We start from the raw sequence: 10,684 nt of genomic DNA, 5'->3' as shown, positions 1-10,684 counted from the left end.
CACTCGCCACATAGCCAAGGGAGAAGTTGAAGATCGGCCGGAACACCAGTTCCTTGTTTTCTGTCAGCGGAAAATCCCAGCCAATCCCGCCGGTGGCGGAGACCGTGTTCCATTTGGTCGGCACGGACCGGGATTCCGTGCCGTTGGTGGCAACGAATTCGGGATCGTAGCGGCTATAGGCAATCGCGCCTTCCAGGTAGAGCGGAAACGATTTGCTCATGGTTGCGCCGCCGCCCAGTTGCGACATCACGATGCCAGGGTTGTTGCTGCTGGCGTTGTTGATCGACAGCGAACTGGAAGCCAGGTCAGGCACTACCGAATAAGACATGAGCGAGAGCACGCCGTTGGCGCGCTTTTGCACGTTGGCGTTGATGAAATGAAAATCGGGCGTGGCCTGGGCGGCGGCCAGGGCAGGGGCGAGCGCCAGCGTGCCGACCAGGACACGGGTCCTCCGGATGGCGCCCCAAAGCGGGAACCGGACACGGCGCTGCACGGCGAAATGCAAATCAGGCGGGTCGCGCTTCATCTCAACACCTTGGATCGAGGCCATTCGCAATCGCCCGGGTTGCAGCGGCACGGCTCGCCGCGATTGCCGTGAAAAGCCCCGAGCCCGGTCGCTCCGGCACATAGCGTAGCCGCGAAACCGACCGTCGCGCCACCGCCAGTCCATTCAAATTCCTTTGTGCCGAGTTGAATTCTTTCGATCGGCATTGATCAACGCGTGGTTTATCCGCTAGGTCCGCCGGGAAACGCGGGGCAATATCCCCAGGATGGTCTAGGTTCGTTCTGTGCGTTTTCCCATTTTGTTTAATGGGCACCACGAAGATACTGAATTGCCGCGCCTATGGGCCGTCGCTTATCGTGCTGGCAGGATGGCCGCCCGGAGAAACCACTGCACGGCCGCGTGGATCCGGGGCCGATGTCCGTCTTTTCGTGGAGAGGCAAAAATGCGTCGCTTAAGCGTGTTGGCCACGTGGTGGCTTGGGCTGCTTCTGCTGGTTCCAGTCGGCTCTTCGCTTGCGCAGTCCAAGCTGGACCAGGGCCAACTGGACCAGCTCACGGCGCCAATTGCCCTTTACCCTGATGCCCTGCTGTCCCAGGTGCTCATGGCATCGACCTACCCCGAAGACGTGGCGGCCGCGGCGGCATGGTCCAAGTCCAACCCCAGCCTGTCCGGCGACGCGGCCACCAAGGCCGTCGCCAGCGAGCCTTGGGATCCCAGTGTGCAATCCCTGGCGGCGTTTCCCTCGGTGCTGGACATGATGGGACGGCAGCCGCAGTGGGTGCAGTCCGTCGGCAACGCGTTTCTCGATCAGCCCAACGATGTCATGGATTCGGTGCAGCGGCTGCGCTTGCAGGCGCAAAAGGCGGGCAGCCTGAAGACGACCGAGCAGCAGAAGGTGGTGACGCAGAGTACCGGCGGCACCACCGTCGTGCAGATCGAGCCGGCGAACCCGCAGGTGGTGTACGTCCCGGCCTATAACCCGACCATCGTCTATGGCGCATGGCCTTATCCCGCCTATCCGCCCGCTTACTATCCACCGCCGCCGGGCTCTGTCTTTGCCTCGGCCTTGGTTGCCGGGATCGGCTTTGGCATTGGCGTGGCTGCGGTGAATTCGATGTGGGGCGGGTTCAACTGGAACAGCCACAACGTCAATATCAACGTCAATCGCTATAACAACATCAACGTCAACAACCGGCTCGACGTCAATCGCAGCACTACCAGCTGGCAGCACAACCCGGCCCACCGCGGCAACGTGCCCTACAACAACCCGAACGTGAGCAACCGTTATGACCAGCAGCGCCAGGCCGGGCTTGCCAACCGTCAACAGGGTGGGCAACGCGCCGCGCCGGCGCCGAGCTCGCGGGATGCAGCGCGCGAACGCGCGGCGCAGTCGGTGCAGAGCCATACCGGGCAATCCATACCCGGGCATGGCGGTACCGGAGAAAACCGAGCTGGCACGCGCGGCGGCGCCGATCAGGGGCGCAACGTCGGGGGTACGGCAGGCCAGCAACGCAAGCCCGGTGGTGCGGACCGGCAACGAGCGGATCAGGCCGCCGCAAGCAACCGCTCGCGCGACGCCAATCGCGATAGCGCGTTGCGCGACGCCGGCAACGGCGACAAGGTAAAGCAGCAATCGCAGCGCGCCGCAGGGCGGGACACCGGCGCTCAACGACAACAGGCGGCCCCGGCGCGCCAGCAAAGCCAGCCCAGAGCCCAGGCGCCACACCGTGGCGGCGGCGTTGGTGGCGGCGGCGGGCTTGGTGGCCATGGTCGGAGATAAGCATGATGCGCAAGATCGTATGTGCCCAAACCGCGCGTGGGCTGCGCGTCCTGATGGCGGCGGCGGCTTTCGCCATCTCCGGCCCCCTGTTCGCGCAGCAGGCGTATCCCACGCCGGAAGCGGCGGCGAACGCCCTGGTCAACGCGATCGCGACCAGTGATCACGATGCCCTCAAGCAGGTACTGGGCCCGCAGTATCCCTCCTTGCTGCCGGAGGAAGGTGTGCATCGCGATGACATCTATGCCTTCCTGGGTGCCTGGGCGAAGCAGCACACCATCGAGCAAGCCGGTGATAAAAGGGCAGTGCTCGCAGTGGGCGAAACCGGCTGGACCTTCCCCATCCCGATCGCCAAGACCGGCAATGGCTGGAAATTCGACCTGCATGCCGGCCAGCAGGAACTGAGCACGCGCCGCATCGGCCGCAATGAGCTGGATACCATTGCCATGCTGCGCCAGCTCGGTGACGCACAGGAGAAGTACGCCGCCGAGGTTGGCGGTGGCGGCTACGCCAGGCGGCTGGTCAGCCGCGCGGGCAAGACCGATGGCCTGTATTGGCCCGCAGACTCCGACGACGACAAGAGCCCGCTAGGGCCGGACGCCCTTGTGATGGGCCCCGAGACGCCCGCCGCGGAGGCATACCATGGCTACCATTACCGTATCATCACGCCGGGCAAGGGCAGCGATGCCAAGTATGTGTTCGTGGCCTGGCCCGTGGCGTATGGCAAGACCGGCACGCTAACGTTCGCGCTCGACAGCAGCGGCACGGTCTATCAGCGTGACCTTGGCCCCAGCACCGCGTCGCGGGCCAAAGCCATGGGTACGTTTTCACCTGGCGCCGGCTGGGGGAAAGTGGAATAGGACGTGCGGCGCGAGAGCGGGTTTTAGCTATGGTGCGGGTGGTGCAGGTGGTGCGGGTGGCGCATGTCGCATAATGCGGCTCCATGCCGTTTTTTCGACTGTCTCCACCCTGATGCCAATTACCCGAAAGCCCGCAACCCGGGGCGATGCACCCGCCCGGCCAAAGGCGCCCGCGCGGCGCGCAGCGAAAGCGCCCGCGGCGGATACGCCGGCGCCGCCCGCAATGCGGCCCCCACGCCAGTCGCGCAGCGAGCAGAACCTGGGCAACATGATCAAGGCCGGCCGTGCGCTGGCAGAGCAACGCGGCGACCTGGACGACATTTCACTGAATGAGGTAGTGAAGGCCGCCGAGACGTCGATTGGCGCCTTCTATGCCCGTTTCAAGGACAAGGAGGCTTTCCTACAGGTCATGCTTGAAGCCGCGCTGGACGAGGCCGATGCACTCACGCAAAGATCGGTCGCCAGGGATCCGGTCTGGCAAGCCGGCCCGGCTACGGCGATCGTGGATCGTATCGTGCGCGTCTATGTAGGCCAGTTTCGCCAGAATCGTGGCCTGTTCAGAGGATTCCTGCGGCATTACTCTGCGACCGGAAGCGGCGACAATCCCATGCGGCTAGCCAACCGCCGCATCCAGGATTTGCTAGTGCCGTTGCTGGCCAGGCAACTCGATTCGCCACGCGCTGCCACCGCGGACTTCGAGGTGCGCGTCGCCATTCAGTTCCTGGTAGGCACGCTGGCCAATCTATTGCTCAACGATCCAGGCCCGCTGCATCTGGAGGAGCGCAAGCTGGAAACCCACCTTATCCGGATGATGAAACGGTACCTGATGCTGCCGGAGGCGTAGGCAAGACGTCGCCCGCCGCAGGCAGGGCAAGGTAGCGGTGCAGCATCTCGGTCAGCCGCTGCGCCAGCAGCGGGTCGTACAAATCCAGCGCGCTGGGCGTATGCAGCACGATGGTGGTCAACGCGCTGATGACGAGCTGGACCGCGATACGGGTTTCGCATCCGGACCGGTGAAACGTCCAGCGGCAACATGGCTGGCAAGGCGCGGCACCATTGCATCCACAGCTCGGCCAGCGTGTCCTCCAGCACCAGCGCGCAAAAGGTCTCCTTGTCCGGAAAGCGCGCATAGAAGGCCCCCACCGACGTGGATGCCGCGCGCACAAGATCCGAGAGCGAAAAGCCGCCCAGGCTGCCGGCCTCGTTGATCAGCGTCCTACCGGCGGCCAGCAAAGCCTTCAACGTGGCTTCGCTTCTTTCCTGGCGGGGCTGCTTGAGCGCCGCGCGCAGGGTCGTCCCCGCAGCTTCGCTGGGTGCAGTGATTTCGGATGTCATACGTCGAAGGTGATAGCGACCGGCCGTTCCTGGCGCGGACGCGCCTGGCACGTCAGGATCCAGCCAGCAGCGAGTTCGTCGGCACTGAAGACATCGTTGCGCGCATGGACGACCGCGCCATCGACGCACTTGGCGGCGCACGAGCCACAGTAGCCTTCCTCGCAGGCATAGGGCGCATCCACGCCGCAGGCCAGCGCGGCCTGTAGCAGCGATTGCCCGCTGGCAACGCGCACCACATGCCGGGCACCACCGAGGGTAACCGTGGCGTCGCAAGCTGCTGCGGGCGATACCGCCGGGGCTGCCACATCGGGCTCCCGTGCGGCAGCGTCAAACCGTTCCAGATGGATGCGCCCGGGCGCCATGCCGGCCGCATCCGCCGCCTCCAGCACGGTCTGCATGAATGGCCCGGGACCGCACAGATAGAGTTGGCAATGCGCCACGGACGAGAGCAAGGCGGCGATCTTGCCGCTCTCCGGAAAACCGTGAACGTCGTCGTAGTGCAGATGCATGGTCAGCCGATCGGGATAATCGCGCGACAGCCTGCCAATCTCCGCCGCGAAGATGGTGTTGCCGCCATCGCGATTGGCGTAGTAGAGCGTCATCGCGCGGCTGGTGGATACCAGGGCCGAGCGGATCATCGACAGCACCGGTGTAATGCCGCTGCCCGCCGCGCAGAAGAAGAGCGGGGCATCCATGTCCTTGCAAACGAAGCGGCCGGTCGGCGCGCTCACCTCCAGTTGCGTGCCAGCGTCAACATGCGCATGGAACCAGCCCGACGCGCGCCCCCCCGGGATGCGCTTGACGGTGACGACCGGAAGGCCGCCGGCCTCGGGCGAACTGGAAAGCGAGTAGCTGCGCAGCAGGATTTCCCCATCCACGTTTACCCGGAAGGTGAGATGCTGGCCGGCGCGATAAGCAAAGGATTGCTGCAGCGCATCGGGAACCAGAAGCGCATAGGAACGGGCGTCTTCGGTCTCCCGAGTGATCTGCGCGACAGTCAAATTGTGGAACTGCATCAATGTCTCCTGGCTTCTGCTGGCCCTGTACCGGACCCTTGAAATAACAAGAAAGAGAATTATGATTCTGTTTATAGCCGGAAGCCAAAGCAAATTCAAGACGGGTCCCATCATCGGCTAGGCAGGGAAAATACGTGGAGACCGGTCGAACCCCATGAGCGCCAAAGGAGAATGCATGTCATCCATTCATCGTTACACGCTGCCGGTGGTCCAGACAGGCTGGTCGATCGGCAGCCAGATGTCCACCGAGTTCAACTGGGAGTACGACAACGAGAACTCCAAGCTGCTGCAACTCTACGAGACCAGCAAGAAGCAGCAATGGAACGCCACCGACCGGATCGACTGGTCGCAGGAGCTTGATCCCGAGAACCCGCAGGAACTCGATGACCGGATGATCCCGATCTACGGCACGCCGCTCTGGGAAAAGATGGGCAAGCAGGACCGCATCGACGTGCGCCGCCACCAGCAGGCGCACTCGCTTTCGCAGTTCCTGCACGGCGAGCAAGGCGCGCTGATGGTGTCCGCGCGCATCGTACAGATGGTGCCGGAGATGGACGCCAAGTTCTATGCGGCCACGCAGACCATGGACGAGGCGCGCCACGTGGAAGCGTATTCGCGCCTGCTGCACGAGAAGGTCGGCATCATCTATCCCATCACGTCAGGGCTGAAATCGCTGCTCGAGACCATCCTCACCGACTCGCGCTGGGACTTCTGCTACCTGGGCATGCAGGTGCTGGTGGAAGGGCTGGCGCTGGCCGCCTTCCAGCGCATTCGCGATTTTTCCAAGAATCCGCTGGCCGCATCGATCAACGCCTACGTGATGCAGGACGAAGCGCGCCATGTCGCGTTCGGCCGCACCGCGTTGCGCGGCTACTATCCGCAGCTGATGGAGGCCGAGCGCAAGGAGCGCGAGGATTTCGTGATCGAAGCCTGCTACCTGATGCGCGATCGCTTCGACCAGAAGGAAGTCTGGGGTCGCCTCGGCCTGCCCGAAGAAGAGTGCGCCAAGGCCGTGCGCGAGTCCGAGACCATGCGGCTGTTCCGCCAGCGGCTGTTCAGCCGCATCGTGCCAACGGTCAAGGATATCGGCCTTTGGAGCCCGCGCGTGCAGGCCGCGTTTGCCGACATGGGCGCGATCGAGTTCGCCGATGTCGACGTCGAGGCGCAGTTCGCGCAGGACCAGAAGATCGCGGAGGAATTTGACGCGCGCCGCGTGGTGATGGAGTCGATCGAGGCAGCGCAGGCGGACGCCAGGCACTAAGGCGGTTGTGGGCGCAGGCTCGGCCCCGGGCCTGCGCGCATTCCGCCGGCGAGCCAGCCTGCGCTTACGCTTGGTGTTGCCTCGGTTCGGTCGACAAGCGGGTGTCCATGGCAGGAACGCCAGACGCAGTGAAAATAGCCACGCCGCTATGGCGTGGCGTTTGTCAAATCACTGTTGCGCCGGAGGATACACCTGCTTCCAGTCCCGCTTCATGCTCACAACCGTCCACCCCTTGGCAACCGCCTCGTCCCAGGCCTTGTCCAGCTTGCCTACCTTGGATTGGCGGTCATAAGCGAACTCGCGATCGGCATCGTCGTGATGCACCAGCAGCGCCAGGCGGGCACCGGGGCCTGCCGCGACGTACTGCAGCATCTGCAAATCGCCGTCGGAATTACCAAAAGCCAGGATCGGCCGGCGGCCGATGCCGCGGTAGATGCCGACCGGCTTGCCAGGGCCATCGTCGATGAAATCCAGCTTGGGCTGGCGCACAAGGGCAGGCTGGCCATTCAGCATTTGATATGTCACGACCTGGCTGGAGCCAATCACTTGCTCCGGCGGGATGCCATACACCTTTTCTACCCACGGACGCATGAACTCGATGGTGCCGCCGGAAACGATATAGGTCTTGAAGCCATTGGCGCGCAGATAGGCCAGCAACTCAAGCTGCGGCTGATAGACGAGCTCGGTAAACGGGCGCTGGAGCTTGGGATGCTTCGCCGATGCCAGCCACGCGCGAATGGTCTCGTCGTAGGCTTCCACCGTCATGCCGCTATTTGCCGTGGCGATCAGCCCCAGCAATTCCTTCTGGTACTTGGCCAGCGCCGCATGGTTATTCGCCATCAGCGCCTTGAAGGCCGGACTGTTCTTCCACTCAGGGTGTTTTGGCGCCGCCTGCTTTACCTGGTCGAGCAGGAACAGGAACTGGAAGTAGAGCGGTTGTTCGCTCCAGAGCGTGCCGTCGTTGTCGAACGTAGCAATGCGCTCCGATAGCGGCACATAGGTGGGCGCGCCTTCGCGGGTCACGCTAGCCACGAACTTCAGGATCGACTGCTTGACGGGGCCATCCTGCCAGGAAGGCAGCGGATCCGCGGCGGTCGCAGCGCGCGTTGCGCCCGCCGGCGGCGCACCTGCCGGACCGGCAGCGGGCGTCCCGGTGCCGGCGCAGGCGGCTACCGTCAGCGCGATCAGCATTGCGCTGATCCGGGTCAGGATGCGTTGCGGCAGGCGCCGGCGGTCGATCTCTTCCATTGGGTACTCCTCAAGCTGAGCAATCGGCAATTTGTGCGGGGCGCGCGACAGACCATTTTGTGACGGTGAGCGCTATCAGCGCAGAGTGCCATGGATCCTCTGCCCCCAGATCTGAACAATTTCAGCGCGCGATCTAAAGGAACTTGCACTCGCTGATTGCCCCGACGGGCAGCGTGCCACGGATATGCAACCAGTTGCACATAATCGGCGTTGCGAAATAAAATGCCCAATCAACGATCACGGGTTACCGAGCGGAGACAAAGAGGCATGACCATAAACAATCGCGTCACAACGATGCTTGGCGTCCAGCATCCTATCGTCCAGGCCCCCATGGGATGGATCGCCCGGGCCCAGCTTGCTGCGGCGGTCTCCAATGCCGGCGGCATGGGCATCATCGAGACTTCATCCGGGGAACTGGACACCATCCGCGGCGAGATTCGCAAGATGCGCGAACTGACCGACAAGCCGTTTGGCGTCAATATTGCCCTGACCTATGTGCGCGACCCAGCCATCGTGCAATTCGTCGTCGATGAGGGAATTCGCTTCGTCACCACATCCGCCGGTGACCCGACGCGCTATTGTGCCGAACTGAAGGCCGCCGGCCTGACGGTTTTCCATGTGGTGCCCACGCTGGCCGGCGCGCTCAAGGCGGTCGCCGCTGGCGTGGATGGCCTGATCGTGGAAGGCAGCGAGGGCGGTGGCTTCAAGAATCAGCGTGACGTCGCCTCAATGGTGTTGCTGCCACTGGTCTGCTCGAAGGTCGGTGTCCCTGTCATCGCCGCTGGCGGCTTCTGCGACGGTGCCACCATGGCGGCGGCGTTCGCCATGGGTGCCGAGGGGATCCAGATGGGCACGCGCATGTTGTCCTCGGTCGAGTCTCCCGTTCACGACAACTGGAAGAACGCCATTGTCGATGCCCGCGAAACGGACACCGTTTTTCTCAATCGCGGCGGCAATGGCCCGGCATTGCGGGCCCTGCGCACGGCACGGACGTCGCGGATCGAAGAGCAGGTACCAGAGAGCATCAAAAGCGAATTCGCCGGCGTGCAGCAACTCTATTTCGGCGGCGACATGGAGGCGGCCGTTCCGCTGACCGGCCAGGTCTGCGGCCGCATTGATTCCGTAAAAACAGTACGGCAGATCATTGAGGAAACGATTCGGGATTTCAGCCAGGCCGTCGACGGGCTGGCTGCGCGATACGGCTCCGTGAAAGCCTGATGCGCTCGGTGCGGGGACGCCGGTAGCGAGGTCCCCGCGCTCGGGACGGTTTATTTTTTCGGCGGCGCTGCGCTGAATGTCTTGTTGACGATCTTCCACACGCCGTCGATTTCCAGCAGCGTCATGTAGTCGGTGAACGTCACCTCCGGATACTCCAGCACAACCTTTGCGGTACCGGCATTGCCCGTGACGTCGAAGTGCGTGATAAACCGCTTGCGCTGCGCTTCGTCGGGCGCGGGCTGGCCCTGGAAGCGAGCGGAGAACTCATCGAGACTCAGGGCATGCAACACACCGTCGCGGAACGAAACGATCCTGGCATCGGGATGAAACGCCTTGCGCATGTACTCGGCCTCACCGGTAATGTGCGCTTTCAGGTAGTTGTCGATCGGTTCCAGTGCGGCTACGTGTTGCGTCAGGCCTGAGGTGCTGATTGTCATATCGTCTCCAAAATCAATGAATCCGCGAGGGCGTGGCCCTGTGCTGCGGAGCGCAAATCGTAAGATTGCACCCCAACATTGTATACAACTTACAGCGGTGCGGGCTGTGTCGGGGAGGGCGTTGCTGGCGCGGCCGGCTTCCGGTCGGGCGTGCCGCTGTAAGTGAAGTACTTGGCCTTGGCGCCCTTGGCCCAATACGCCAAGGTGAACTGCTTGCTATCGCGCGCGTAGAGCATCTCAAGGCTGCCGTTAGCCGCCTCCCACTCGGCGTAGCCGTTCTCGGCGTTGGGTTCGGTCTTGCGCCTAGACTCGTAGCGGGCGTCGAGTTTCTTGCTGACCTCATCCAGCGCGGACCGATCGAACGTCAGTGTTATGAGCGCCACGGTGTCCTGGGCGTCGCAGTTAACTGTCGCATGGGTCAGGCCCGGCAGATTGAAGCGATCCAGACGCTTGATCTCCACCGTATCCCCACCGGCCCACGGCGACATGCCCGTCTTGACGCGATTCGGGCCGGGCGTCATCCGCGCGCATTTGGTCTTGCCAAGCTCAAGGCCGAGGGGCGCCGCGTCCTTGCCGGGCGGTTGTGCGTGGGCGGCGATCGACGCCAATAGGAGGGCGGAGAGGAGGTTGGCCTTCTTCATCATGGATTTGGTGAGATTCGGGATCGGGAACGAACAGGAGGGTGATTCTACGGCCTGAGGCGGGGCGTGTGACTGCCTTGCCCTGTGTTCGCAAGCATGGCGATACGTTATCTTTTTCGCTCACCTGGCAGGTTGAGCCCGCAAATCTGGCGCGTGAGGATTCCTCGAACGATTGCCTCAGTTCGATTGTGGGCGCCTAACTTATCGCGCGCGAGGTCCACATAGTAGTCCACGGTACGTGCCGAGATCCCAAGCTCTTGTCCAATCTCCTTGCTCGACAGGCCCAGGGCTGCGTACGCCAGGACATCCTTCTCCCTATCGTTTAATCGAGCAGGACTGCTCGATGCTTCAGAGCTCATTGAATACGCCTTGTCATAGGCAGCGTG

Annotated in this window: 11 protein-coding genes and 1 pseudogene; 5 read left to right on the top strand and 7 right to left on the bottom strand. The window is 63.2% G+C overall.

Features of this window, described 5'->3' with window-relative positions; genetic code table 11:
* A partial coding sequence (locus OR16_RS38275) for an autotransporter outer membrane beta-barrel domain-containing protein (RefSeq protein ID WP_006164697.1) occupies nt 1–550 on the bottom strand: 550 nt, incomplete at its 3' end.
* Nucleotides 551–947: 397 nt separating this feature from the next.
* On the opposite strand from OR16_RS38275, the gene OR16_RS38270 reads away from it, so the two are divergent.
* The 3 genes from OR16_RS38270 (at nt 948) to OR16_RS38260 (ending at nt 3,986) form a co-directional block, all read left to right on the top strand.
* Complete coding sequence (locus OR16_RS38270; RefSeq protein WP_043422908.1) at nt 948–2,285, top strand: DUF3300 domain-containing protein; 1,338 nt, start codon at nt 948–950, stop codon at nt 2,283–2,285.
* A 2-nt stretch (nt 2,286–2,287) separates the two neighbouring features.
* On the top strand, nt 2,288–3,142 hold the full coding sequence (locus tag OR16_RS38265; protein ID WP_006164695.1) for a DUF2950 family protein: 855 nt from the start codon (nt 2,288–2,290) through the stop codon (nt 3,140–3,142).
* A gap of 223 nt (nt 3,143–3,365) precedes the next feature.
* Nucleotides 3,366–3,986: a TetR/AcrR family transcriptional regulator gene (locus tag OR16_RS38260; protein WP_006164694.1), complete on the top strand. Its 621-nt coding sequence runs from the start codon at nt 3,366–3,368 to the stop codon at nt 3,984–3,986.
* Between the two features lie 320 nt (nt 3,987–4,306).
* Here OR16_RS38260 and OR16_RS47000 read toward each other — a convergent pair.
* A pseudogene (locus OR16_RS47000) lies at nt 4,307–4,477 on the bottom strand (hypothetical protein); the annotation flags it as partial.
* Nucleotides 4,474–5,493: a ferredoxin--NADP reductase gene (locus OR16_RS38255; RefSeq protein WP_006164692.1), complete on the bottom strand. Its 1,020-nt coding sequence runs from the start codon at nt 5,491–5,493 to the stop codon at nt 4,474–4,476. The gene OR16_RS38255 and the pseudogene OR16_RS47000, both read right to left, overlap by 4 nt.
* A 175-nt stretch (nt 5,494–5,668) precedes the next feature.
* Here OR16_RS38255 and OR16_RS38250 point away from each other — a divergent pair, with 175 nt between their 5' ends.
* Nucleotides 5,669–6,754: a ferritin-like domain-containing protein gene (locus OR16_RS38250; protein ID WP_043422906.1), complete on the top strand. Its 1,086-nt coding sequence runs from the start codon at nt 5,669–5,671 to the stop codon at nt 6,752–6,754.
* Between the two features lie 168 nt (nt 6,755–6,922).
* On the opposite strand, the gene OR16_RS38245 is transcribed toward OR16_RS38250, so the two are convergent.
* Nucleotides 6,923–8,002, bottom strand: coding sequence for an HAD family hydrolase (locus OR16_RS38245; protein ID WP_006164690.1), 1,080 nt, complete (start codon nt 8,000–8,002; stop codon nt 6,923–6,925).
* A 267-nt stretch (nt 8,003–8,269) separates the two neighbouring features.
* On the opposite strand from OR16_RS38245, the gene OR16_RS38240 reads away from it, so the two are divergent.
* On the top strand, nt 8,270–9,220 hold the full coding sequence (locus OR16_RS38240; RefSeq protein WP_006164689.1) for an NAD(P)H-dependent flavin oxidoreductase: 951 nt from the start codon (nt 8,270–8,272) through the stop codon (nt 9,218–9,220).
* A gap of 50 nt (nt 9,221–9,270) precedes the next feature.
* Here OR16_RS38240 and OR16_RS38235 read toward each other — a convergent pair whose 3' ends face one another.
* From OR16_RS38235 to OR16_RS38225, 3 genes are all read right to left on the bottom strand, one after another.
* The gene (locus OR16_RS38235) at nt 9,271–9,657 is read right to left on the bottom strand and encodes a nuclear transport factor 2 family protein (protein ID WP_006164688.1); all 387 of its coding nucleotides are present in this window, start codon (nt 9,655–9,657) and stop codon (nt 9,271–9,273) included.
* An 89-nt stretch (nt 9,658–9,746) separates the two neighbouring features.
* The gene (locus tag OR16_RS38230) at nt 9,747–10,298 is read right to left on the bottom strand and encodes a hypothetical protein (RefSeq protein ID WP_043422905.1); all 552 of its coding nucleotides are present in this window, start codon (nt 10,296–10,298) and stop codon (nt 9,747–9,749) included.
* A 107-nt stretch (nt 10,299–10,405) separates the two neighbouring features.
* Nucleotides 10,406–10,684: response regulator transcription factor (locus OR16_RS38225; RefSeq protein ID WP_006164686.1), on the bottom strand; the 279-nt coding region annotated here is incomplete at its 5' end.

The organism is Cupriavidus basilensis OR16 (assembly GCF_000243095.1).
In the GTDB taxonomy this organism is placed as follows: Bacteria; Pseudomonadota; Gammaproteobacteria; order Burkholderiales; family Burkholderiaceae; genus Cupriavidus; species Cupriavidus basilensis_D.
The sequence above is the reverse complement of the archived record's forward strand: the minus strand, read 5'-3'. Positions and strand labels throughout refer to the sequence as shown.

Bases quoted from the DNA above. Each gene is read 5' to 3' on its own strand.
- OR16_RS38270 (WP_043422908.1), top strand. From the start codon at position 948: ATGCGTCGCTTAAGCGTGTTGGCCACGTGGTGGCTTGGGCTGCTTCTG.
- OR16_RS38265 (WP_006164695.1), top strand. From the start codon at position 2,288: ATGATGCGCAAGATCGTATGTGCCCAAACCGCGCGTGGGCTGCGCGTC.
- OR16_RS38260 (WP_006164694.1), top strand. From the start codon at position 3,366: ATGCGGCCCCCACGCCAGTCGCGCAGCGAGCAGAACCTGGGCAACATG.
- OR16_RS38255 (WP_006164692.1), bottom strand. From the start codon at position 5,493: ATGCAGTTCCACAATTTGACTGTCGCGCAGATCACTCGGGAGACCGAA.
- OR16_RS38250 (WP_043422906.1), top strand. From the start codon at position 5,669: ATGTCATCCATTCATCGTTACACGCTGCCGGTGGTCCAGACAGGCTGG.
- OR16_RS38245 (WP_006164690.1), bottom strand. From the start codon at position 8,002: ATGGAAGAGATCGACCGCCGGCGCCTGCCGCAACGCATCCTGACCCGG.
- OR16_RS38240 (WP_006164689.1), top strand. From the start codon at position 8,270: ATGACCATAAACAATCGCGTCACAACGATGCTTGGCGTCCAGCATCCT.
- OR16_RS38235 (WP_006164688.1), bottom strand. From the start codon at position 9,657: ATGACAATCAGCACCTCAGGCCTGACGCAACACGTAGCCGCACTGGAA.
- OR16_RS38230 (WP_043422905.1), bottom strand. From the start codon at position 10,298: ATGAAGAAGGCCAACCTCCTCTCCGCCCTCCTATTGGCGTCGATCGCC.